The sequence below is a fragment of the Rhizobium sp. P1_C7 genome, from assembly GCF_056406295.1.
On sequence record NZ_JBFUAL010000014.1, the window covers coordinates 97,416 to 119,958 of the forward strand.

Consider the following 22,543-nt stretch of genomic DNA (forward strand, 5'->3'; position numbering starts at 1 on the left):
CTAGCATTTATCAAAGATTCCGAGACGTCAAGGGCTCGATGTATGTAGAGGACGCCTCCATTTTCCGAAAAACGGGGTCCACTTTCCGAAAAGTGGCCATAAGAGTTTCCGAAACTGCGAAATCGACGCATTTTAGGATAATACTCCTATTTTTAGCGTCCCTCGGAAGTGCGGAGCCGGTTCGGGCTAGGTGGAATCGGGGGCGGCACGCCGGACGCGCTCATATCTCGTCGAAACTTTTGAAGTGGCGCATAGTTTGTTGAAGACGTGGAGCGACCTGGAAGCCATCCATGGCCCTGGCGCACTTCTCGACTATCAGTATCGCCTGAAAAGCTCACCGCCTGACATTGTAGGGGTAGGCGCGATTGCCAATGCTATCCGATTCCAGGAGATCAACCGCCGGGTGTCCGGAGACCGATACTGGTCTCTGCAGTTTGGTGAGAAAGCGCAGTCACAAGTTCCTCTACGTCTCCACCGTCGAAAACTAGATATGGTCTCGATTGGCATTTCATTTTATCGTTTCGCGGACCTTTTCGACCGCGTCGTCGCGGGAATATCACCTAGCTGGCGATGATTTGTAGAAATAGTCGAATGTTAGTCTGTTTGCCGCCGACGGTTTCGTGCCTGAAGATTCAGTAGCGAAGTTTCAACAGGTGCAATTAAATGCTCGAGCCCCTTCATCCCGGACACCCTTATTCAGCGTTTGAGAAGATCGTCGAGAACGGCGATGAGAGAAACGTACCCCGCCCACCACAAGGTGAAAGATGGGAAATGGAACGGGCTTTGTATATCTTCGAACATGCCCTTGAAGACGAGACCACTGCCAGACGAAGGGGCGTGGTCATGATTGATTGGTGGGCACCGCGTTTTACATTGTGCGACGCCCCCGAACTTCGGCAGAGATTTGCGAAGGTTCTAGCCAGATCTTACGAGTGGAGATACCTCGTTCCCCTGCGCGAAGATTTTATCTCATAAGACCCGTGGAAGGTGGTTTCAAGCCGTTCGCATGATCCTCTGCCGGAGCTTCAGTGATAAAGGAAATGTTCTCGACCAATTTGTCTTCATCGTCGTAGAGGTAGAACTGACCATCATCCCACCGGATCACGGTGTAACCACTTTCGAGCGTTCGACCTGCCTGCGACAGCTTATTGGGCCTTCGACATGCAATTCGGGGCCATTGATTCCATCAACGACCGTAGCTTCCGGACGATAGGCGTAATGGTAGCTATATTTGTACTCGGCTTGCTTCCATACGTGTCCGTTTTCGAATTGGAACACGCTATCCCCATTGAAGCCTTTGAAGTCCGAGACAACTACGCCTTCTTCCAAACAGCCAACCTTGGCAACTGGAACTGCCCCTTGCACACCCTCGACCTCTAACATTAACCCCGAGCCGTTGTGGAAAATCCGCACGCGTGGCCGAAAGGCGTAGTGATAATGATAGTGATGTGCTGTCCGTTGATAGACTTGGCCATTCTCTAGGCAATACACATTCGCCTCGTCGAAGCCGTTGAATTCCCCTTCTATGCAACTGCGAATCTCGTTGGACATTGGAAGCTCGCTGAACGTTTGTCCGGTGTTCTCTACTGTTCGGTGAATTTTTGGCGCTCGCAATGCCTGTGGATTTGAGTCCACCATTTATTAAACTCTCGCTCAACGGCCCCAACCAACTGAAGAGCAATCGTAGCCCGTCGATCTCAGAATCTTATTCTGACGCACGCTCACATTCCTGGTCCCGTTGACTCGTACGTTTCGCCAAATGGTCTGTTCAGCAACTTAACGGCTTCCGGTGCTGAGAAGATGCGGTTTCGCGAATAGCCAGTTTTTTCCTCAAGGATGCCCGCTTCAACGAGTTTTCCAACAGCACCGGCCGCAGACGGGAACGAAACCCCCAAGAGGGATGAGAGGCGGCCAACGGTCAACACCGGGTATTCATGCAGAATCGCCAGCGCGGCCAGCCCCGCCGATCCCTCTCGGAATTTTGCTCGCGTGCGCCATTCATCCGCCAACTCAGCTAGATCGTTTTTGAGCCGTTTGAATTCGTAGACGGATTCGCGAACCGCATTTGCAAGAAAAATGGTCAGCGGACTGTAGTCTAGCCGTGCCTGAGCCGCCTGAAGACCGTCATAATATCGCTGTTTGTTTTCCTCGATGAAGGGCGACAAATACACCGGCTCGTGCCCCTCGGCCGCCATCATGACAGCCAAAAGCAAACGACCAACACGGCCGTTTCCGTCCCGGAATGGATGGATCGCTTCGAAGTGGGCATGCGCAATCGCCATGCGCGTGATGAAATCCTGGTTCATAGTCTGCATGCCGTCGGCTTTAAGGTAGCCTATGTGTTCTTCCATGCACCCCTGCACAAATTGCGGCGGCGGGGGATTGAAGGTCGATTGACTGATGTCGCCGCCGCCTATCCAAACCACCCGATCACGAAATTTTCCCGGTTCATCCCGGTAGCCGCTATCGGATTTCATGGTGGCTGCGTGAAGCTTCGCGATCAGATCAAGCGAGAAGATATCCCGGCGTTGCGCTCTAGCTTCCGGAAGCGCCTGCTCCAACGCTAGCGCATAGTCACGAACCTGAGATGCGGCTTCCGTTGCTTTTTCATCATCCTCTTCAACGAGGAGTAGTTCGTCCAAGGTGCTGTTGGTTCCTTCAATCGAGGAACTGCTCAATGCCTCCTTGCGCATCGGTATACGAGACAACATATAATGGTCAGCAAGTTTGGGGGCGAGAACCGCTGCTTCTTTCAGTGCGGCGTGGGCCTCTGCCAGGGGTACAGAGACCTTTTCCAAGGCAACGCTTTCCTCGCTCGGTGCAGAGGGCACAACCCCGTAATGAGCATGATGTTGCCCATCGAATCTCTGGAGCGTCTGTCGGACCTGTTCGGATAGGTTGTCTCGGTTCAACTCGATTTATCCCTTAATATGCATCCCCAAATGCCACCCATATTAAAGGTTAAGCACATAACCTTTAATATGGGAAGAGAATTCACCGCTGTATCAAAGGTTATGGTGCAAGCCAATATGGTTTGGTTGCAAGCAGCAAGCGAGGAAACGGGCCGACGCTATCGTGAATAAATTCTGCTTTGTCGACCAACAAGGAATGCCGGTCGTCGCGCCCTCCGAAGCCGACTCAAAAAAATCAATTGACAACACATCATTCTGTTCTGTATTTGTTCGCGCCATGGTACACGCCTCGCACATCGCTACGAATTACCCTATGAGCCGTTCCGCTTAGGCGGGACCGACCGGTGTTGTTCTTTTGCGAGTGTTTCTGATGAGCGTCTCTCTTTCATCCCAAACCGGGTGCCGACGGTAGCGGCACAGACCTTTTATCCTCTCGGCACTGTTCGCTGCACCGGGCCAGCCGTATTCCGCAGCCAGCTCGCACGGGATGTTGGCTGCATTCTTGACGTCGATGATGACATCGTCGGGTGGTCATGCATGTCAATCTCCCTCACCGAGGGTGAAGCTTTCACAGGCCGGACTTCGTCGTCGAGCGTAGCGACATCACGTTCCTTGTAGCGTGACATCCGAGGGCTCCTTACCGTCGTGGACTCGCCAGGCCGCCAAGCTTGCCGGGTATCATCACGAGACAATCTCGCGGTCGGCGTTGCCCCAAATTCGCGTGAAGAACGCCAAAGACCTTCTCCGATACGCGAAGTTTGAGGCGGCCCTTTCCGACCGCATCCGGCTCCTTGCTGCTCTCGATGAGCACGGCAGCCTCAGCGTCGCTGAATGCCTCAATGCCTTTCAGGAAACCAATAGCCGGGCTCGCCAGCCTCGTCCTCCATCGCTTTATCACGATGGACCTAGACGAGACCCTAATCGGCCCTGAGGCGCAAGTTCGTCGCAAGCGCGACTGAGCCCCCTTTTTCTGTAATGGTGGGCTGTGGATCGAGAAGCCACCGAGCAGTTCCATCGTGACTACATCACGCTTTCGGAATGCAGCGGACTCTCCAAGCGTTTGCAGAACTGGCTCAGTTCGAACGCCAAGCGTCAGGGTTGAGCCGGCATTTCCGACGTCGGCAGTGGGACAGGCGATCTTCGAGCGGAGGTTTGCCGATGCGATCATGACGGATTCGCGAGACTGATCACACTTGTCTTCCGACAAACAGGAAAACATTTCCATCCGAAAAGCTAAGCAGCGTACGAGATGTAGGGTCAGCATGGCAAATCGTCCGCTGCGGTCTGCTGCACTGCGAAAGAGGCGTGGTCATCGCGAGCTGCCACCAGCCTCCGAACACGGGCTAGAGACGACTGGATCAGCTTTTCCCGAACTCTGAACGGGTCTCGTCGATAGCACGTTGAGCGGCGGCAACCGTTTCGATGAGCCCAGCGAGGAGTGCATAATCGAGCACCTCGATCTCTGCTTGGATCGCGGAAATCTTCTCGTTGGCGTGCTTCAGTATTTCCGTCACGGCTCTCCTTCGGGCAGTGTGCATTTAGCGTGCTCCGTGGCTTTTCGACCGTCAAGGTCCCCTGAACAGCTCGCCGGATGAAGGGTCGCGTCAGCAGCAACTGACTGCGTTTTGCTCACAGTCAGAACTCTCCTTCTTGGGACAGTAGGTCGCCCTGTCCTCACCATTGACCGACGGCCGTGAGATTGTTGTTCTCCGATTTTAGCGAGGACTTAAAGACAAGTCTCGCAAGCGTTTTCAGGCTTTGCCCCTTTGCCAAAGCGGGAAAGAAGGGTGCAGCGGTACCGATCGCCGGAACGTCTGAAACGTTTCGTCTCTGTCTTCTCAGCCCCGCCGGGGCGGAAGTTAAAGTGACATCGCCAATTGAACGCATAATCGTTCCGTATTGCTCAAGTTAAATAAAAAAATAGAACATCTCTTAACCTATTCATGGCGGAGAGATTGGCCAGCTTATTCTCCTATTGCGCGAGTTTTCACGCTCTCCTATAGCTTGTGTTCAGAGGCTCGTTCCAGCACGGACCCGAGCGACATCAGAACGGCAAATCCCTGTCTCGTCGGCCGGCGATGGCGTAGGTTTGGTCGCCATCGTATCGAAGCTTTTTTAGTCAGCACTGAAACGAATGATCCCGCGGTTCCCCGAAACGCGGCAAAGGAGACGCTATGCCGACGATACACAACAGGCAGATCGATCAATTCCGGCGGGAGCGAGAGACCCACGAGCGCAGATGTGACGAGATCCGTCACGACCTGGATGAGATGCGTCAACGACGTGACGGCACCCCGGAAAGAGAGGCTCGTGAACGTATCGATCACGAGATCGCAGAAGCCGAGCGGAGCCTGAACGAGCATGAGAAGCTCGCAAGGGCTCATGGCGAGATGGAAGGCGCGCTCACCGCCGCCGCTCTGGCTGACCCCACGAGCCGGCAGGAGGTCATGCCAGATCTGGCGCAGGCGCTTCCTTTTCTTAGGTTGCCATTAGAGCTTCGTGTGGAAACGATCGGCTACATGAGGCCTCAAGATGTCGCGAATCTGCGGGCGGCAAACCAGGAGGCGAAGACGGCTGTCGATGCTGCCATAATTTTGATGGCTGACTGGAGAGGTTTTGTAGATGCCGAAGAACGGGTATTCGATCCTCGAAGTGTCCAACGAGATCCCGGGAGGATCGTGGGACTCTGGGTTGCTGATCGCATCAAGGTCACCAGCGGCCCGCAACTGGAGGCGTATGACGAGCATTTGCAGGAGGCGCGCTTCGTTGAGACCTACACGGGTCTGATGGACAGCGTCCTGCAAGCCGGACAACTCAACGTCTTTCCAGATGTTATGGGCGGGCCGATTGAAGTCGCAAAGGTCATCTCGCCGTTTAGTGTCGCCCATATCCACTACCTGCGCAACGAGGAGCGGTTGGATTGGATGGTAAATGGTAGCTGGTCGACATTGCGTTCCAATACCGATATCGACGCTTGGCAAGTAATCACGCGTATCGCGAATGGTGACATTCGACGCAAAGCGAGAGGCTAATATGATAGCCGCCGATGAAAGCTTCCTCATCAGAACAGTAAAACAATCAGATTCCGAGGCTAAAACGGAGACGATAATTGCCACGCAGGTTCTTGCCACCAAACCCCTGATCATTACGCAGTCGACGAGCCTACAGGGTGACGGGGTTCTCAATATAACACCCACGTCGGACCTCGATGTCCATGCGAACACCGTCGAGATATCGGGTCCGCTCGTCCTGCCGGGGCGCAGCGTAAGAATCTTTGCAAGACTCCTCGTTTTCACATCTGGGGAAGATGCCGTTATCGACGTGACGGCCGGGGCAAAGGAGATTGGCAATCGACTCCCGGCTGCCGACGTCTCTCCTGCCAAGGCAGGATTGGGACTGCTTGACGTAGACCTGAACCGCGTGGGAGCCGACGGAGGGCAGGGTCTAACGGGAGCCGTTGGAGACCACGGCGACGACGCAGGATCAATCAGCGTTGTGGCCGGGACTGTCACTGTTGCTGGCGGTACCCTGAAACTGTTGGCAGACGGTGGCCCTGGAGGTCCGGGTCAAAAGGGTGGCAAGGGCCAGGAGGGTGGTGAGGGTGACAGACGCAAAATGCAAATGACCGGTCAGGTCGGCCCCCGCGGCGGGAACGGTGGTCCCGGGGGTGTTGGCGGCGTCGGGGGCAAAGGCGGAAAAGCCGGTCCGATCAAGTTTCTCTATCAACAATACTTGGAAACACCGCAACACGCTTCGTCGAACCCGAGGCCTTGGCTCAAGGTCAGTACCTTGCCAGGCCCGGATGGAGCGCCAGGCAAGGGTGGCGATGGCGGTGGTGCCGGGCTTGGGGGAATAAACCGGGGAGGTAAAGGCAGAGGTGAGAGCGGCGCGCCAGGTCCAGTGGGGCCGGAAGGTGGATTTCAGCAGTTTGACCGGGCGACGCTTCTTGAGCCTCAATTTCTCCAGACGATATGTCTTGCCCACAAACCGGATGCATTCGCTCCGTTCGCTCGTCTGGAATTCCTGTCGCAGCTGCTCGGCTATGCCGAAAGGCTCTATATCTCGTCGGATTTCGCGGCGGCTTCCGATCTCTTATTGGAGGCCAGAGAGATCTACGCATGGATCTGCGATGTCTTGCGCCCATATTCCGTGCCCGCGACGGAAATCGGCGCGGTGGGCGACTATTGGGGCGGTAGCTTCCCCTTGGATCGTGGCAATGACAAAACCTACGATCTCTCAGTTGTAGATGTCGGCCGACGTGTGGCAGCAAGAGATCCTATTGAAAAGCAACAGCTGACGGCGATCTACTACAGGGCTCTCGCTGCACTGACCAACATGGCGCAGCTTCGGGACTACTTCGGTTACTCAAGGACATATGTTCCAAGAGCTTCGAGAAGCATCTTCGAGTCGATAGTGCCTGCGCTCCTCGATCATTTGACGGCAATCGAGCCTCTGTATCAGAGATACTTCGAGAAGCAGGAGGCAACCGCTCTTCATAAGGCCGACGTACAAACCCTCATTTCCTTGTCGCAGGAAAACCTGCAGTTGCTCGCCAGCGAGACGGACGAGGTGCGAAAGCAACTTTCTTCCACTCTGGATGATATCCGCATCGCGGAGCGCATCGTCGCTGACGCAAAATCTTGGCTGCTTGCGGTCATGGACGACTTCAAGAGCCAGGTGGAAACAGCCTTCAGCTTGGACCTCGCACAGATCTTCGGTATTCTGGAACAACTTACATTCACGCCGACCGGGGCGTCGGGCATCGATAAGATCCTACGCGCGTCAATGCTAGCGGCACAAGGCGGCCGAGGGCTTGACGCATTCCGCTCAGCGTTTGACGAAATCTCCGATGCACAGGGCATCAAGCGGACTAAGCGATACATCGTGCGGGCGATCAGCCATCTCGAGGAGACCATCACCAAGTTGAAGGACGGCGCACAGTTTCTCGGCGGGTCGGTGACGGTGGACGAAGACGCGATGTCGCTTGTCTTCACGTCGGAAAACCAGTTGTCCACTTTGCTGGATCAATGCGCGGACTTCCCAGCTGCCGACGAGGTCCGAAAACGTCTGGACACTTATACCAGCGCCATCATCACGCGGAACCAACATGTCCTGGAGTTTAACGGCCGGGCATCGCAATTTGTGGCGCTGATCAAACGCACACAATCGCAAACCGAGCAGCAAAACGACCTGAAGTCGTCACTCGAGCGAACCAATGCAGAAACGATCGAATTATTCTCCGAACTTGGATTTTTGGCGAGATTGTACAGCGACACCAAGTTCCTGACGGTAAAGTACATCAATCTGCTGTCCCGGTGCTATCGGGCAGCCTACCTCTGCGAGGCTCCCAGCAATCTACCACGATCATTCGCCGGCCTGTCGGGTCGCATCTCAACGGAGTTACTGAGACAGGAGTTGTTGAAGCTTTACGCCGCTTTGCCGAGAGAACTGGAACGAGCCTCGACAGAACCGGCGACATGGCCGAGGAATGGCTCCGACGGTCGACCGACCTATCGCTACTTCTACCGCTTCGAGGAGCCAGCCGCCCTTTCCGCCTTGAAGGCTTGTGGAAAGGCCCAGTTTAAGATCCCCCTCGTCACCCGCGTGACACGGGAGAGGCAATCCCCGCTCGCCGGGAAGGCAAATGTGAAGGTAACGCACATTCGGGCCTGGATAAAAGGCATCGCGACGAAATCTGGCCACGTCGCTACGCGCCTGACGCACCTCGGTCCAGAGCAATCCCAGTCAATCGAGAACACGACATTTGAATTTGTCCACGCACCGGTAACGATCGAGTTCAAATATGACGCGACCCATGCAGATACAGCGGCATGGGCGTCTACCATGTCACCACCGGACCTGCCCGCGGACGCGATCCAGAACGTCACCCCTTTGGTTCCCTCCGAGGATTCAATACTCGACGGAGACACCAGCCTCTGGCGACCAAACTCCGATTTGACCCCCATCAGCCCTTTTGCTGTATGGGATATTGAAATTGTCCGAGAACATGCGGAAGGGATCGATCTTAGTGGACTGACAGCCTTGTGGATTGAACTGGCGGGGACCTGCCTTCCGTTCAAGGAGCGATCTTAGAGGCTGCCACCCGTTCTCGGGGAAGTCTCGCAGGAGCTTGGCCTCATGCTTGACGAGCAGAAGCTCGCCGGATGAAGAGTGGCGTCAGCAGCGACTGACCGCGTTTTGCTCACCGTCTGATCCCTCCTTCTTAGGACAGAAGGTCGCCCTGTGCTCACCATCTCACCGACGGCCGTGAGATTGTTGTTCTCCGATTTTTAGCGACGGCTTAAAGACGCGTCTCGCAAGCGCTTTCAGGCTTTACCCCCGCCGCAAAAGTTCGGCGCTCTTCGAGCGGAAGGTCTCCTGCGTCGTGCGCCCTAACGGCGAAATCCGTCCACAACGTTGCACCTACCACACGTAGGTCTTTCTTTTCAAAGACCTGGTTTTCGAGAATGTGAACATTGGTTCCCGCTGTCCACTTGCGAACATACTGAATAGCAAGGTCGATGGACGTGCCGTAGTAATCGTGATTTCCCAGCGTCGCGACCACAGGCATGTGCGGCGCAATTTCGGCAAACAAGAAATCCACAGATCGCTCGATGTTGTTTGCGATGTCCCCTGCGCAGATGCAGATATCCGCCTCAGGAACATCAAGCCGTCGCCCGATAAGGAGTTCCATCGGCGAAGAATGGACCTCGCTGATGATCCACGCTCTCATGGCTGACCTCCCTTATGACTAGGGGCTGCACTGGCGCGGGCTTGAACAGCGCGTTTGGCGGTACCGACTTGCTTGCCTTTCACATTTTTGGTCGCGCCGCGATTGAGGTTAGAGCGCTGCAACTCCTCGAGGCGCTGCGGTGAAATAAAGCCGACCGCCGCCAACTCCTTCGTCAGAGAATCGAGAAGCGTCCGCTCGCGCTGTAAAATCTCCTGCGCACGGGCCAATTCCTCGCCAAGAATTCATGGATGGGCGCTGCTTGCCTTACGCCTCCCCGAAATAAGAGCGTTTTCCGGAGTTGCGCACCATTTCGCTGAACTGTATGAATCCTACAGCTTCGCTATCCTCTGGATTGATAAGCTTCACCGAGAGCGCGCGGATGACCCCGCGATCGAAGAGTATGAGGAATTGCGCCGCCCCATCGAGCAAGAGGTAGGTTACTATCTTCCGCGGTTCAGCAGGCTAGCCGGTTAAATCTGAACCAACCTCAAAGGAGTCAAAAAAGGTTTCTGCGTCCCGTCGTGGGTTGTTTGCCTTTGTTGCTGCATTGGACCCCTCAGCCGTCGTGCCGATGGGCGTTGTGGGTGAGACAATTCACGCTTGCATTCGCCGCGCATTGACGGTCTTTTTCCTCCATAATTCTGGGAGATGATCTCGACATGATGGAAGAACCTAAGGCCGGCCTAGATCGCCGAGACTTCATAATCGCAGCCATCGCTTCAGTCGGAGCGACGTCGGCGCTTGCCGGCAATGCGAATGCTGAGGTTACACCGTCTGCTGATTCTGCCGCTCCTGTGGCAGGTGCACCACAAGGAACGGTCTATACGGGCGACGTGATCCAGGGGAAGAAGGTTATCAGCGCGCTTGATATCAATGATCTAGAACCCGGCGTGCACCGCTTCTATTTCCAGGGAGTGCAGATGCCGACCGGTCAGCATTGGTATGTGTCCGTGACGGTCGCAAAGGGGATGAGGCCCGGCAAGCGCGTAGTCCTTGTCAGCGGTGTGCACGGCGATGAAATAAGCCCGGTCCACACCATACAAACCGTGATGAGCCAACTCGATCCCGCAGAAATGTCGGGTACCGTGGTGGCGGTACCAGATGTGTCGCGTCCGGCGTTGGAATCCATGGCCCGTCGTTGGCCCAACTCGGGTAGAGGGATCGACCTAATCGACATAAATCGCGAGTGGCCCGGGAACGAAGACGGTGCCAGCGCCCCAAGCCGACACTCGGCGTTACTGTTCAATCGACTGTTTAAGCCGAACGCCGACTATGCAATCGATTTTCATACAGGGGCGACGGGAATGGAAATCACGGCGTTCCATCTTGCCCGAATGGACCTCCCAGAGGTCAAGGCAATGGCCGAGTTGTTCCCTATTGATCAGATCTTCGACAACCCTGCCTATCCAACTCTCCTGGCAAACGCGTTCATCGATGCCGGAATACCGGCCTTCACCCCCGAGATTGGTGCTGCGCGCATCCTCGATCGCGAGTTAATCCCACTGTTTGTGGAAGGCACGATAAATGTGCTCAAGCATCACGGGATTATAGCCGGACCGATAGGCCGCACTGGGCGGGACAGCGACATCTTCATTGCAAACAGCGGACATACTGTGCTTGCAACGCATGGCGGATTTGTCGAGATTCTCGTTCAACTGAACGAGAAGGTTGAGATCGGTCGCAAGGTTGCCATTCAGCGCAACGCATTTGGAGAGGTCGTGGCAGAATACGCGAGCGCTGTGGAAGGAGAGGTCTCCGGATATCGCTCGGACGCGACGGCCGAGCCGGGGACACCACTGGTTTTCGTCTTCTACAATGCTGTGACTCAGGAGATCCCAGTAGATTACGCTGAATGAAAATCCGGATCGACCGAGTACTCCGAAGCCGCCAAGAATGTGGAATTCGAACTACGGCGCTTATCGATCGGTCGCGTCGCTAAGATTAAGCCAGGTCGGACTAGTGCTTTTGCGTCTACCCGCGCCGTGCATCGCGCTCTGATCCCAATCAGAAGGAGCACAACGACGGAGAGGCCACCGACATACGATCAAATGAGTGGGGGTACTGCGAGCGATACATCGCCGCGGTGATGTTCCGCTCTGCTAAATAGTCTGTTGCGGGAGAGTGCCGACGCGGTCCGTAGTGCGGAGCTTCCGCCCGATCCAGATGAATTTGTAGATCACATCGCTGCCATCTGGTACTACGACGGCCGCGCAGCACACTCGATTATCGCGGTGAGCGCACCCGCATTGGCGGCAATGCACCTCGAGTGGAACGAGACCAAGACAAGACGGCAGTATCTCATCGAGTTTGCTTCGGTCTGGGTAGTAGTAGTTGCATTGGCGTTCCTCCCAGTTTGGTGGCTAGTCCAGGGAAACACCTTCTAGTTCAATTGCATCGAAAACTCTCTGCGTGTGGCCCGTCGCTCAATGGTTAGAGCCGTCGACCCATACCGAATGGTTGCATGTTCAAATCCTGCCAGGCCCATCATTTCTTCTCTATCGTGAAGCGACGGCTATCGGGGGGACTTATTCTGGCGGCGCAACTGGTTGTCGATTACTGTGGCACCGGCTAACGGACCATCAGCCCTGGATCGAAACGGCGGCCTCGCGTTCGGCTTCTTTCGCTAGCCTCGCTTCTCGGAGCCGTGCGGTCTTAGTCTGCCGGGCCTGCTCAACGAAGTCGATTTCCTCGCCCGCGTGATTGCGCGCGAAGAACTGCGATTGAAGATTGCCGAAGGCTGTTTCGGCCTTCTGCCTAGACTTGCTATAGGTCTCGGTCATGTGATTTCCTAAAAACAGCTCGGTCGAATGCGGAGCAAAAAGGCCGGACAGTGCCCGGCCTCTCAGATAAACGCGCCTCACCCAGTGCCAGTACATCCGTGGTCAAAGGGGAAGCAGGTTTTGATTGTTAAGCAGCCTGGAGATTGCAGGCCGACATCTTGCCCGACTTGTTGTCGCGCTCGAGGTCGTAGCCGATTTTCTGGCCTTCGACGATTTCGCGCATTCCGGCGCGTTCGACGGCCGAAATGTGGACAAAGGCGTCAGAGCCGCCGTTGTCAGGCTGAATGAAGCCAAAGCCCTTGGTGGAATTGAACCATTTTACTGTGCCTGTGGTCATGATGAACCCTTTCAAAGCATAGAGTAAGGAACCGCGGAAGCGATGCTTCGCGGACGGTGGTAACGACTATTTTTGAAAGGAAGTTCGTTTAGAGCGCAGCGCCAATCGCGCGGTAGACAAAGCTCGGCAAGCAAAAGATCGATAAACCATTAATAGTGACATGCGCTGGAATGTCAACCGATGGTTTTGGCTGCGGGTTTCGCTCCTCCTTCGACCCCCACACCGGGTGTTCACCAATGAGGCAGTCTAACTACGCACTCCAGGATAAATTCGCTGAAGCCCATCCAGATTGCATCCGTGATCATCGACGCGCCGGCACTTGGTTTTGCGGGCATGGGTTTTGGTCTCTGTCATCCCTGGCGCAATATCGCAGTCTTGGTCCCGACCCCCGATCACTCTCTCGTGCTGCCACAAAAGTTCGCCGACAATTTCGCGTTTTGGGGAATTCGTCTGCCAATGCCGGTGCTTGCGGCCAGGCAACCCGGTCATAAATATTCGGAAGGCTGGTTCATTTGATACAGCATCGGCTCCTACAGATCGGGCGATTTCCTGGACTACTACGCGATGCATCGCACCTGTGAGCATCACACCAGAATCCGCGAGGAAGGCCGTGACGAGTACCTACCGGGAATGTCTAATTTGTTCCTACAAGCAGTGACCCCGTTGAAGCTGAAAGAATGAAGATCGAACATTTCGCATGCAACCGAGAAATCGAACTCATGCTGCGTGATAAGGGTTTTGATTTCGGCTTTAAGTGGTCTGATGAAGATTGACGGCCATTCCATCCGCCTTGGTGAGCCTCGGCCGCTCCTTCAGCGGGGCATTGCGCTCCCTCGAAGCGAGGCAATCCGCAGAATGCCCGCCCTCTGCATGGCTGACGGATGAAGTTGCAAACCATTGGTAGCCGACGTCCATAAAGCTCACGCCGGGCCAGACAAGAACGGCAACTAAGGTGCTCGCAACCGCAAACCCAGCGAGCGGAAGCCAGCGTCTCATGGCATGTCCTTTGTCCGGGTCACTGCCGCCCCGACGTCCTTTGCGCTCGTGAAATCAGTGGTCAATAACCCGGCCGAGCATTCGGTCCTGGACGTTTTCAGGCCCAACGAATAAGGCGGCGATCGAGATGGCACGCTCCCTGTCAGCGTAGCTATTAATATAGCCCTCAAGCAGCATCACGGGACCAAGCATTCTCATCGAAATCCCTGAACTATCGAGATCCGGGTTGGCGGACATTGCCGCTCCGACGGATGCAATGGTGGAAGCCGAGCTGTGCCCGCTTGTGCAGTACTGCTCGTGGCTAATGCTGTCTGGTCCGAACGTCATGATCATTCTCCTCTCCGTTCCTCTATGAGGTAACAGCCGAACGACCTTTAAGTTCTCGTGTGGGACTTAGGTCTGATTGACCTGCGCCGATGCAGACTGGGCTCCCTGTCGACCCAACCTGGACGGATGTGGGCGGTTTGGAGAGGCGGCCAGCTTGCCAACGCAGCTGGAGTTGGCTATTTTGAAACTCACAGTCACAACCATAGGAGGCGTGCAATGGCAGAATTTATCATCTTGCACGCCACTGTGGCCTGAGATTTCTTAGTGTTCCTGGCATTGAAGCCTGACTAATCTCCCAAGCTAAAATCTCAAGCGGATTGGCGTTTTCGCGCAGCGTGCAGCATCGCGGACATACCGCCCTTGCGCCGCTCATTTCGCATGCTTGAAAGAAGGCGCGGCTAGTCTAGAACTGCCGTGATCCACCATGGGAAAAAATAGAACAAAGGGCGGCGGACTGCCGTCGCTCGCAAACCCACCACGTTTGGCGAGCATCGGGTCTGTGCCTGCCGGTTTCGCCATCATCGCCAAGATTCTTGGCTTGAAGTGCCCCGTTGACCAGGTGACGAACCTTTCGGACTGGCTAAAGAGAGACGTTGGACTGGGCGACCCCTGATTGTGACGACGTCGAGCGACCTCGGAAACAAAACCCGGGGTCGCTTACGCGCTGCTAAGTGCGGGCGCGCAAAAGGGCCTCTCCTGCCCACCAACCTTGGCATAACTAGGAACGCCGCTATGGCTTTGATCTCGCGCGCACGACTTGATGCACTCCCGCGAACCGCCTGTCTATAAGGGCATATGTCACCAACAAGAGGACTCAGCATGTTCGGATTGTTAAAACCGCACGCCCATCATGGACCTCGACCTCTTCGTTCGCTGGCTTCACATCCTCGGCGCTTGCGTCCTATTTGGGACCGGTTCCGGTATAGCGTTCTTCATGGTCATGGCGCACAGGACCCGGAACCCGCTCGTCATTGCCCAACGGGCGGCATCGTGGTTCACCGCGGTGCGCAAGCTCGCCGAGATGGCTGCCGCCATGGAGGATGGCGGCTAGGGCGCGTCACTACCGGTGGCCACCTCTGGGCGGACGATCGGGGGCTGGAACAGCAGCTTCACAAAGCTGCGCAACACGAGTACCTGATCTGCCAACCCATGCGGCTCCTTCAACGCCTTCGACAGCACGATGCCGCCCTCCAGCACCGTCGAGACCATATCGGCCAGCTGATCGATCTCGATCGGTTCGCGCGGCCTATAGACCAGCATGATCTCCTCGAACATGCCGCGGAAACGCCTCCGCCAGGCAAGCACCGCCTGTTTGTTGGTTTCCTGGATATCCCGATCGAACAGGCGCTCGTAGTAACATACCGTGGCGACGAGGCAGCCGGGATGGCCGTTCGGCAGGTCTGACAGGACTTCTGCAAGAAGCTTCAGGCCGAGCAGGAAGGATTGCAGCGGATCCTCGGTAAGCTCGCGGGCGCGGGTGAATATCTCGTCGTAGATCCGTTCGTCGTTTTCGATGTAGCGCTCGAGCAGAGCCTTGGCGAGCGCGTTCTTGTCTCGGAAATGGTAGAAGAAGCCGCTCTTGGTGATGCCGGTCTCGGCGATCAGCTCGTCGATCGAGGTGCCGCCGAAGCCCTTCTGCAGGACGGCAGCTTCGGCCACGTCCAGGATGCGGGTTCTGGTCTCCTCGCCCTTGCGCATCAAATCCCCTGTACCGCCGGTACGGTTTTCATCCGCACGCCGTGCTGTGTGTGAAGGCCCCTTCTCATCCGCCCTGTGGAAGCGGTTGAAATCAAAGGCAAACGTCGTCAGATGCCGAACTATACCGCAAGTCGCCTAGTTTCGAAGCCCAAAAGCGGACAATCTGTTCGCCTGAATTGCTCGGGAAAGAGAGATTGTCATGGCCAAGTACAGACATAGCCTGCCGCAACTCAAGGGCGCCACATTCGTCACCGACGGCGGTATGGAAACGACCTTCATCTTTCACGACGGCCTGCAGCTTCCGCACTTCGCGTCCTTCGTGATGATCGCCTCAGAAGAAGGCCGCGACCGACTGCGGGCCTACTATCGCCGCTATCTCGACATCGCCCGCAAGCATGGCGCGGGCTTCATTCTGGACAGCCCGACATGGCGGGCTAGCCCGGATTGGGCAGAAAAGCTAGGCTATACGCCGGAGGCACTGCACAACGCCAATGTGGAAAGCATTGCCCTACTTGCACGCTTGCGCGAACAACACGAGGAACCGAGCCGGCCGATCGTGCTTAGCGGCACGATTGGACCGCGCGGCGACGGATACAAGGCCGGCCACATGAACGCGCGCGAGGCTGAGGACTATCACAGCGTCCAGATCGGCAGCTTCGCCGACAGCGATGCGGACATGGTCGCGGCCGTCACTCTGAACAATATCGACGAGGCGATCGGCGTTGCACGGGCTGCCGCGGCTCATGGCATGCCCAACGCGATCTCCTTTACGGTCGAAACGGACGGCAAGTTGGTTACCGGGCGCATCATGCAGGACGCGATCGAGACGACGGATGCGGCGACCGGCGGCTCACCGGCCTACTACATGATCAATTGCGCGCATCCGACGCATTTCGCACAAGCACTCGATCCTGGTGCAGACTGGACGAAACGCATCCATGGGCTGCGGGCCAACGCTTCACGCATGAGCCATGCGGAACTCGACGAGAGCGAGACGCTCGATGCAGGCGATCCCGTCGATCTCGGACAACGGTACAGGGATCTGATGCAGAGAATGCCGCAGGTCAGGATCGTCGGGGGTTGCTGCGGCACTGATCACCGGCACGTTGCAGCGATCTGCGAGGCGTGTATGCCGGAACCTGCCCGGGCCTGACGGGTTCAGTGCTCAGCGGCGTGCGCTGCCTTGCCGTTGCCGGAAGGGCGGCCGGTTGAATCTGCCTGGCGAGATCACTCGCCCTCGTCGGGCAACCCTGTTTGCTGCTGGAAGTTGCTAAGGCATGCATCGTTGTGGGCAAATCGGAAGATGCTGTAGACTGCCAATCCCCAGTCATCGCTTCCGGAAATTGTGACACTGGCCGACTGAGCATTTTGAAATCTGCCACTCAGATTGTCCCACTGCTCGAATACCTGCCGCTCTTGGGCGATGACCGCCTGCCGGAACATTCCGTCCTTTCCGAATTTGGACATTGAGACATGGTCAACCTTCTCGTCGGCCGGACCAAATTGCGACGCCAGCAGGGACGCAGCCTCCTTGTACACCTCACGTGTTGTCGTGCCGCGCTGGTCGTCGTCGATGTAACGCGACACGGCTACGACATTGCATATCCCCATCCCCCGAACATAAGCGAGAACATACTGGTCAAAGAGGTCACTTCCGCCGGGCAGGCTGGTGCATGCGTATTGGCCCGTCGTGTCGGTCTGATCGCCGTAGACAGGCTTGCAGCCCAAAGCCGAGGGCAGGGAATCCTGCGAGACGCCAAACGGCCGGAAGGGCGGTGCTGCGGTCTCTGCCGGCGAAATGGAAACAGTGACAGTTGAGGCAGCTGCCAGGGCCACGGATGTCAAAATGTCGATCAAGGCCATCGAATCTCTCCCGAGTAAGATCGGGCAATAACACCGCAGCACCGATCAGAAACCCGGCACATGCGCCAAGCACGCGGCTGTACCATAATTTCCACAGACTTTCGCTCCGCGCAGCCATTCTCGCACGGGAAAAGGCGGTCACGCGGCAAATGGTTCCATCACACCTTCGTTGAGGTGGGGAGACGCGGGTGAATTATCAACACCGAATAAGGCGAAGGTACTCAAGGACGCCACCCGTTGCGGGCAGGCCCTTGAATGTCTTGGTCATATGTTATGCTCCTTTACCCTCCTCAACCATGATTGGAAGGTTGAGATCGATCAGCCTCGCTTGCAACAGCGACACTGCGAGCCTGCCGCCTGCCCCGACCCAGCGACAATTGTCTCCTTGATACGCGCCTTCCTCGAAAGCCAGATGCAGCCCTTCTCGCCGAGAGTTGAGATCGGGACTAAGGTCGACATTGTCGAGCAGGCGGTAAGCCTTGGCGCACGGACTGCCCTGTAGGTCGAACCAGTCATACCAGTAGCGGGCCTCTACCGGCTCGTCGTAGTGCTCGGGCCAGATGAGGTGGTCTTCCCATATGAGCCGGGCCTCGTCCTCCGTGGCGTGCGGGATGCCTTCGCTGTTGAGCTGTCGGATATGCGCGGTGATATCCTTGACCGCTTCAAGCTCTCCGGCAACCCAAACGAAGGTTTCCGCTGTGATCTCCGAGTCGCGTAGGTTCTCTGCGAACTTTGCGCTCGAGGGGGTGAGAGCGTTCGAACGGTGTATCCAGCTGATGTCTATGGCGGCGTCGGTCCTCATCTCCTGATGTTCAGAAGAACCCGTCACCGCGATGACGGCGACAGCGCTGCATCTCTTGTCTAGCTCCGCCAGTCTCCGTTTTATCGATGGGAGTGCGGCCTGCCGGCGTAGATGGCAGGCTACGGACCAGCTATGCGTCCAGCATCTCTGCGAGGTGCTTGCCACCAGTGCGCCCAGGCAAATTGAACAAACCGTACGGTCACGTAGGCAATGACTGCGGTCGCAATGAGCAATTCAAAGACCGCCAGTCCGCGGCTCTGGTCGATTAGCTTCTGACGGATTTGCCAGGCTTCCATCTGTGCTGCCGCCTTGAAAAGTCCCGTTGCCCCGATGGCCAACGGGAAAGTATACGCCGAATACGCTGGCGAGAATGGCAACATGAGCAATCGCAGGAAAGCGACATAGACAATGGCCGTCATCAGCACTGCAATGCCCATCAGCAGAATAACGGGCAACGGTTGCGGGTCTGCGGCCAAAGACAAATAACCAGTCAGGGACAGACTGGCCGGGGCCGCGAGGATAGCGAGCGTCGGCATTGCGGTCACAGGGACGTTCTCCGCAAAAATGAACCGGTAGAACATCACCGGCAACATCAGCGCATAGGCCAGCATCCCGAAGTACAATGCAATGACCCGCTAAAAGATACAACGGTCCCTCGTGCGGGCCGCGATAGGACACGGCGGCGACAACAATGCCGACCGGGGGTACGAACCAGCTCGGCACCATGTGCAGAAGCTCGAATCGGACCCCCATTCTATTTTTGACGAATAGCGACAGGAAGATCACATGCAAGCCCAGTCCGAACAACCAGAGCAACGCCCAGGCCATGTGACTGATTTGCCAGAGACTTATCGAAATAAGCATCCAAGCCATCGCATATGTCGCGACCACACCGCCCACCACTGGATTGGCGAGGTCGCGTGAGAGCGTTTCAGGGTGGAGAGCAAATCGCACGCTCAAGAGAATGAGCAATAGCGCGGCTATGACGGCGGCAGTTTCGGCAAGTCCTGCGACGGGAAGGAGGTTTTCCCAGGACAACCCAAGGCTCGCGATACCGAGCGCCAGCCCTGCTACCGGCGTGGGAAAGCTGCGCATTCGTTCAGGCAGGCTTCTAAGTCCGTTCGCGGCCATGCCGCCGACCCTTGGTTGGATTAGGGTTTATGTGTCCACCGTAACGGCCCAACCCATATTCGACAAGATGCGGTTGGGACGGGTGACCCGCCGGCCCAGTTCGAAACAGGGCCGGGACGCCCCTGCCCTTGCCTTGTCCGACGACGTTTGAACGAGCTCACTATCGCCATATCTTACAATGCGTTGGACCGCCAATTATCAACCATTAAATGAAGCTGTTCGGTCGCGGTGAAGAGCGGCAGGACCCGCGAATGGTTAGGTAGCAAACACCACCAAACTCCAATTGAATTCCTAAATCCAAACACAATCTTCAACATCGAATAGATCGGATTGGCATAGATAGCGCTGATAGGTCGGCTGGTGGCTGCGACACAGCCGACGTCGGGCAGAACGATTGAAGTATAGCGAGGTAGGGTGCGTGGGAGCCGTTTGAGCGAATGCTTCATTCAAAGAGTTCGGCGTGTGTCCCAGCGGCTGCGAACAACTGGTTTAAGCGTACGCACGCCCCAAAGATCCGGGACCCACGGCTATCAGGGTTAAATTAGCACCAGCAATCAAACTGTGTTCATCTCGCGCAGCTCCGTGACGAATTGTTGAGGCCTCAGCCAGATGCTGGGTGTTTTGTAGCCCATGTGACGCGCGATTTCGCCGACCCAGTTGTTGCAATTGTCGACCGACGCTTGCCAGAAATGGGAGTTCGCTTGCTGTTTGCGGATAAAAGCGACAACTGAATTGTATTCTTCATCCGTGAGCATCACGCGCCAGCTTGCCGACCTGTACTCCTCTTCCAGGTCACCATCGGTCTGCCCGGTCGTGGCGGGAACCGGTATGAAATGCCCCATGACATAGGGCGCTGCGTCCGGCGAGGCCGGGGCAAGGCCAGCAACCTCGGGATCGATCATGTTTCCCTGAGCGTCCACACGCCCAAAAACGACGTAAGTATGCCCGTAGGTCAGTGCGTAACGCGAGCGAAACTCGATGAAGTGATTGTTAGCATTGGGCTGGACCGGGCCGGCAACTGAAAGGCCGTGGCTGTTGCTTGTGAAACGCGGCTGCTGACTTTTATCGTCCGTCTGGCACGAGGATAAAGAAAATGCCATCAAAACCAAAAGCGACGTCATTACTATCTTCATAGGCTAGCCTCGGCAAGATTCGCGACGACTACAAGTGGAACTCTGCTCATCAACAAGTCCTTTGCCACAGACGCCCAACCTTGGTGGGTGACGAATCATATGGTAGCGATGGAATACATGAGCGCCTAGGGCCTGCAATGAAAATCGCGTTCACATTTCAGCACGATTCTGTAGTGGGACGAGTGACTTCTCGATCCTGATCATGGCAAGCGCATTCGCGTCCATCGGACCTCGTTCCCAATCGGATCAGACTGATTGGCGGCATGTTCTACGGCCTCAACTTCGCAATAGGTGGAATTGCCGCGGGATTCTTTGGCGGCCTGACCGAAAGGATCGGGATAGAGGGCGTCTATCAAATATGCTCGTTCATACCAATTGCTGGCTGTCTGGCGGGGTTCCTGCCTCGCCTTGAAGGCAGGCGATAGGGCCCGGCTGTGGCGGACCGGATGGGCTTGTGACTGGAGTTTCGGATGTCGGAAACGTGAACTGCTCGTTCATGTGGGCTTCATCGCACGATTGCTACCTTGGGTGCGTCATCAACAGCAATGAATCATCAGGACAGTTTAGCAATGCAGCACCCTGCCGCTTCATCGGCCGGCCGAGACCCGCGCCTTGATTTCTTCCGTGGCTTAGCTCTGGTTATGATCTTCATCAACCACGTGCCGGGCAACGTGATGGAAGGATTCACGTCGAAGAATTTCGGTTTCTCGGATGCAGCCGAAGCGTTCGTTCTGATGTCTGGTATGTCGGCAGGTCTCGCCTATGCCAACGTGTATGCTGGCGATCGTATCCACGCAATTGCCCGCATATTGCGTCGCGCTGGCCGGCTCTACAGCGTTCATCTACTAACTACAGTGCTGGCCGTCGTCATCCTTATGGCCGGCCATAATCTTCTTGGCACAACGGCGCTCTCCGAACGCGTCAACATGGTGTCATATCTCGAAGCTCCGTGGACGACCGCCCTGGGTGTGCTCGGCATGACGCATCAGCTGGGCTACTTCAACATTCTACCGCTCTACATGTTGCTGCTGGCAGCGACCCCATTTTTCCTCGCTCTTGCATCACGCAGCTGGGTTCTTTTGCTGGCAGTGTCGGTTTCGATTTGGGCCATTGCCGGGTGGAACAACATCAATCTCCCGACCTTTCCCACCGAAGGGTCCTGGTTCCTGAATCCGTTCTCATGGCAGCTGATCTACTGCGTTGGACTGTGCGCTGGCATCTCGTCAAAAAAGGGTGAGGCCCTCGTCGGTTACAGTCCGGTGCTGATGGCGGCTGCGATTGGCTATCTTGCCTTTGCAATGTTCATCATTCAGGGTCAACATTACGACCTTACGAGTTGGGGTGATCATCCAGCCCTCCTGGTCGGGTTCGACAAGGGGATACTGCCGCTTCCGAGACTGATGCACATTTTGGCGCTCGCCTACGTGATCTCGCAGATCACAGCGTTCCGTGCGCTTGCGGGAAGTGCCAAGCTGGCGGCTGTGTCGCTGCTTGGAAAGCAAGGCCTTGCTGTGTTCGCCTGGGGATCGCTTGCCTGCATTTCGCTACAGGTTCTGAGAGAAGCGTATGTGTTCTCACCTGCCCTTGAGTGCGCGACGCTCGCGGTGGGCTTGGCAATTCAGTATGGCGTAGCACTACGCCTCCAGACGGAAAAACTTGCCATAAGTGCCCGTTCGCAGATGGCTTAGCGGCTCATACGACGACAACGTCGGGCTGGCGGTCGCGTGAGAGGAGGAACACCCGCGACATGGGGCTGCGTTGGCTGCTCGCAGAGTCTTGTCCACGAAGAGCTTGGAAGAGCGCGTCGAAGGGCGTCTTGCGGACGCCCAAG

General features: G+C 56.3%; 21 protein-coding genes and 1 pseudogene. 7 read left to right on the plus strand and 15 right to left on the minus strand.

Going from position 1 to position 22,543, the window contains the following annotated elements:
* Positions 1-1,101: 1,101 nt before the first annotated feature.
* The 3 genes from AC1D2R_RS21350 to AC1D2R_RS21360 all read right to left on the minus strand — a co-directional run bounded on the left by AC1D2R_RS21350 (position 1,102) and on the right by AC1D2R_RS21360 (position 4,450).
* Positions 1,102-1,551 (minus strand): hypothetical protein, encoded by a 450-nt coding sequence (locus AC1D2R_RS21350; RefSeq protein ID WP_477970210.1) that lies wholly within the window; start codon positions 1,549-1,551, stop codon positions 1,102-1,104.
* Between the two features lie 170 nt (positions 1,552-1,721).
* Positions 1,722-2,798, minus strand: coding sequence for a Fic family protein (locus AC1D2R_RS21355; RefSeq protein ID WP_477970212.1), 1,077 nt, complete (start codon positions 2,796-2,798; stop codon positions 1,722-1,724).
* Between the two features lie 1,472 nt (positions 2,799-4,270).
* Positions 4,271-4,450 (minus strand): hypothetical protein, encoded by a 180-nt coding sequence (locus AC1D2R_RS21360; protein ID WP_477970214.1) that lies wholly within the window; start codon positions 4,448-4,450, stop codon positions 4,271-4,273.
* 636 nt (positions 4,451-5,086) lie between these two features.
* On the opposite strand from AC1D2R_RS21360, the gene AC1D2R_RS21365 reads away from it, so the two are divergent.
* Both AC1D2R_RS21365 and AC1D2R_RS21370 read left to right on the plus strand, forming a co-directional pair.
* On the plus strand, positions 5,087-5,944 hold the full coding sequence (locus tag AC1D2R_RS21365; protein WP_477970215.1) for a hypothetical protein: 858 nt from the start codon (positions 5,087-5,089) through the stop codon (positions 5,942-5,944).
* A gap of 1 nt (position 5,945) precedes the next feature.
* Positions 5,946-9,005, plus strand: coding sequence for a hypothetical protein (locus AC1D2R_RS21370; RefSeq protein WP_477970217.1), 3,060 nt, complete (start codon positions 5,946-5,948; stop codon positions 9,003-9,005).
* A gap of 208 nt (positions 9,006-9,213) precedes the next feature.
* Here the strand turns inward: AC1D2R_RS21370 and AC1D2R_RS21375 are convergent, their stop codons facing one another.
* Positions 9,214-9,645 (minus strand): metallophosphoesterase, encoded by a 432-nt coding sequence (locus tag AC1D2R_RS21375; RefSeq protein WP_477970219.1) that lies wholly within the window; start codon positions 9,643-9,645, stop codon positions 9,214-9,216.
* On the minus strand, positions 9,642-9,872 hold the full coding sequence (locus tag AC1D2R_RS21380; protein WP_477970221.1) for a hypothetical protein: 231 nt from the start codon (positions 9,870-9,872) through the stop codon (positions 9,642-9,644). Before AC1D2R_RS21380 ends, AC1D2R_RS21375 begins: the two co-directional genes overlap by 4 nt.
* 432 nt (positions 9,873-10,304) lie before the next feature.
* On the opposite strand from AC1D2R_RS21380, the gene AC1D2R_RS21385 reads away from it, so the two are divergent.
* Entirely contained in the window at positions 10,305-11,501 is a 1,197-nt protein-coding gene (locus AC1D2R_RS21385) for a M14 family metallopeptidase (RefSeq protein WP_477970223.1), read from the plus strand.
* A gap of 723 nt (positions 11,502-12,224) precedes the next feature.
* Here the strand turns inward: AC1D2R_RS21385 and AC1D2R_RS21390 are convergent.
* Positions 12,225-12,425: a hypothetical protein gene (locus AC1D2R_RS21390; RefSeq protein ID WP_477970225.1), complete on the minus strand. Its 201-nt coding sequence runs from the start codon at positions 12,423-12,425 to the stop codon at positions 12,225-12,227.
* Between the two features lie 127 nt (positions 12,426-12,552).
* Positions 12,553-12,762: a cold-shock protein gene (locus AC1D2R_RS21395; protein ID WP_477970227.1), complete on the minus strand. Its 210-nt coding sequence runs from the start codon at positions 12,760-12,762 to the stop codon at positions 12,553-12,555.
* 297 nt (positions 12,763-13,059) lie between these two features.
* Here AC1D2R_RS21395 and AC1D2R_RS21400 point away from each other — a divergent pair, with 297 nt between their 5' ends.
* On the plus strand, positions 13,060-13,278 hold the full coding sequence (locus AC1D2R_RS21400) for a hypothetical protein (protein ID WP_477970229.1): 219 nt from the start codon (positions 13,060-13,062) through the stop codon (positions 13,276-13,278).
* 234 nt (positions 13,279-13,512) lie between these two features.
* Here AC1D2R_RS21400 and AC1D2R_RS21405 read toward each other — a convergent pair whose 3' ends face one another.
* Together AC1D2R_RS21405 and AC1D2R_RS21410 are read right to left on the minus strand one after the other, a co-directional pair.
* Positions 13,513-13,758: a hypothetical protein gene (locus tag AC1D2R_RS21405; protein WP_477970231.1), complete on the minus strand. Its 246-nt coding sequence runs from the start codon at positions 13,756-13,758 to the stop codon at positions 13,513-13,515.
* A gap of 54 nt (positions 13,759-13,812) precedes the next feature.
* Complete coding sequence (locus AC1D2R_RS21410) at positions 13,813-14,085, minus strand: BON domain-containing protein (RefSeq protein WP_477970233.1); 273 nt, start codon at positions 14,083-14,085, stop codon at positions 13,813-13,815.
* 850 nt (positions 14,086-14,935) lie between these two features.
* Between AC1D2R_RS21410 and AC1D2R_RS21415 the strand changes: the two genes are divergently transcribed.
* Positions 14,936-15,136, plus strand: a complete 201-nt coding sequence (locus AC1D2R_RS21415; protein ID WP_477970235.1) for a DUF2269 family protein — start codon at positions 14,936-14,938, stop codon at positions 15,134-15,136.
* On the opposite strand, the gene AC1D2R_RS21420 is transcribed toward AC1D2R_RS21415, so the two are convergent.
* A complete protein-coding gene (locus AC1D2R_RS21420) occupies positions 15,133-15,783 on the minus strand; it encodes a TetR/AcrR family transcriptional regulator (protein WP_477970237.1) in 651 nt (216 codons plus the stop codon). The two genes, AC1D2R_RS21415 and AC1D2R_RS21420, sit on opposite strands and share 4 nt — an antisense overlap.
* Positions 15,784-15,982: 199 nt before the next feature.
* On the opposite strand from AC1D2R_RS21420, the gene AC1D2R_RS21425 reads away from it, so the two are divergent.
* The gene (locus AC1D2R_RS21425) at positions 15,983-16,936 is read left to right on the plus strand and encodes a homocysteine S-methyltransferase family protein (protein ID WP_477970239.1); all 954 of its coding nucleotides are present in this window, start codon (positions 15,983-15,985) and stop codon (positions 16,934-16,936) included.
* Between the two features lie 74 nt (positions 16,937-17,010).
* Here the strand turns inward: AC1D2R_RS21425 and AC1D2R_RS21430 are convergent, their stop codons facing one another.
* The 5 genes and pseudogenes from AC1D2R_RS21430 to AC1D2R_RS21450 form a co-directional block, all read right to left on the minus strand.
* Positions 17,011-17,646, minus strand: a complete 636-nt coding sequence (locus AC1D2R_RS21430) for a hypothetical protein (RefSeq protein WP_477970241.1) — start codon at positions 17,644-17,646, stop codon at positions 17,011-17,013.
* 271 nt (positions 17,647-17,917) lie between these two features.
* Positions 17,918-18,613 (minus strand): SIP domain-containing protein, encoded by a 696-nt coding sequence (locus tag AC1D2R_RS21435; RefSeq protein ID WP_477970243.1) that lies wholly within the window; start codon positions 18,611-18,613, stop codon positions 17,918-17,920.
* Positions 18,568-19,059 carry an SLAC1 family transporter gene (locus AC1D2R_RS21440; protein WP_477970245.1) on the minus strand — a complete coding sequence of 164 codons (492 nt, stop codon included), beginning with the start codon at positions 19,057-19,059 and terminating at the stop codon, positions 18,568-18,570. Before AC1D2R_RS21440 ends, AC1D2R_RS21435 begins: the two co-directional genes overlap by 46 nt.
* 121 nt (positions 19,060-19,180) lie before the next feature.
* A pseudogene (locus tag AC1D2R_RS21445) lies at positions 19,181-19,579 on the minus strand (SLAC1 family transporter); the annotation flags it as partial.
* Positions 19,580-20,133: 554 nt separating this feature from the next.
* Positions 20,134-20,700, minus strand: a complete 567-nt coding sequence (locus tag AC1D2R_RS21450; RefSeq protein WP_477970247.1) for a hypothetical protein — start codon at positions 20,698-20,700, stop codon at positions 20,134-20,136.
* A gap of 581 nt (positions 20,701-21,281) precedes the next feature.
* Here AC1D2R_RS21450 and AC1D2R_RS21455 point away from each other — a divergent pair.
* Positions 21,282-22,400, plus strand: a complete 1,119-nt coding sequence (locus AC1D2R_RS21455; protein ID WP_477970249.1) for an OpgC family protein — start codon at positions 21,282-21,284, stop codon at positions 22,398-22,400.
* Positions 22,401-22,543: the final 143 nt, after the last annotated feature.

Coding starts and splice junctions, on each gene's coding strand:
- AC1D2R_RS21375 (WP_477970219.1), bottom strand. CDS start 9,645: ATGAGAGCGTGGATCATCAGCGAGGTCCATTCTTCGCCGATGGAACTC.
- AC1D2R_RS21430 (WP_477970241.1), bottom strand. CDS start 17,646: ATGGCCTTGATCGACATTTTGACATCCGTGGCCCTGGCAGCTGCCTCA.
- AC1D2R_RS21370 (WP_477970217.1), top strand. CDS start 5,946: ATGATAGCCGCCGATGAAAGCTTCCTCATCAGAACAGTAAAACAATCA.
- AC1D2R_RS21365 (WP_477970215.1), top strand. CDS start 5,087: ATGCCGACGATACACAACAGGCAGATCGATCAATTCCGGCGGGAGCGA.
- AC1D2R_RS21390 (WP_477970225.1), bottom strand. CDS start 12,425: ATGACCGAGACCTATAGCAAGTCTAGGCAGAAGGCCGAAACAGCCTTC.
- AC1D2R_RS21395 (WP_477970227.1), bottom strand. CDS start 12,762: ATGACCACAGGCACAGTAAAATGGTTCAATTCCACCAAGGGCTTTGGC.
- AC1D2R_RS21450 (WP_477970247.1), bottom strand. CDS start 20,700: ATGACGTCGCTTTTGGTTTTGATGGCATTTTCTTTATCCTCGTGCCAG.
- AC1D2R_RS21440 (WP_477970245.1), bottom strand. CDS start 19,059: ATGCTGGCCTATGCGCTGATGTTGCCGGTGATGTTCTACCGGTTCATT.
- AC1D2R_RS21425 (WP_477970239.1), top strand. CDS start 15,983: ATGGCCAAGTACAGACATAGCCTGCCGCAACTCAAGGGCGCCACATTC.
- AC1D2R_RS21385 (WP_477970223.1), top strand. CDS start 10,305: ATGATGGAAGAACCTAAGGCCGGCCTAGATCGCCGAGACTTCATAATC.
- AC1D2R_RS21420 (WP_477970237.1), bottom strand. CDS start 15,783: ATGCGCAAGGGCGAGGAGACCAGAACCCGCATCCTGGACGTGGCCGAA.
- AC1D2R_RS21455 (WP_477970249.1), top strand. CDS start 21,282: ATGCAGCACCCTGCCGCTTCATCGGCCGGCCGAGACCCGCGCCTTGAT.
- AC1D2R_RS21405 (WP_477970231.1), bottom strand. CDS start 13,758: ATGAGACGCTGGCTTCCGCTCGCTGGGTTTGCGGTTGCGAGCACCTTA.
- AC1D2R_RS21360 (WP_477970214.1), bottom strand. CDS start 4,450: ATGCACACTGCCCGAAGGAGAGCCGTGACGGAAATACTGAAGCACGCC.
- AC1D2R_RS21350 (WP_477970210.1), bottom strand. CDS start 1,551: ATGTCCAACGAGATTCGCAGTTGCATAGAAGGGGAATTCAACGGCTTC.
- AC1D2R_RS21410 (WP_477970233.1), bottom strand. CDS start 14,085: ATGACGTTCGGACCAGACAGCATTAGCCACGAGCAGTACTGCACAAGC.
- AC1D2R_RS21415 (WP_477970235.1), top strand. CDS start 14,936: ATGGACCTCGACCTCTTCGTTCGCTGGCTTCACATCCTCGGCGCTTGC.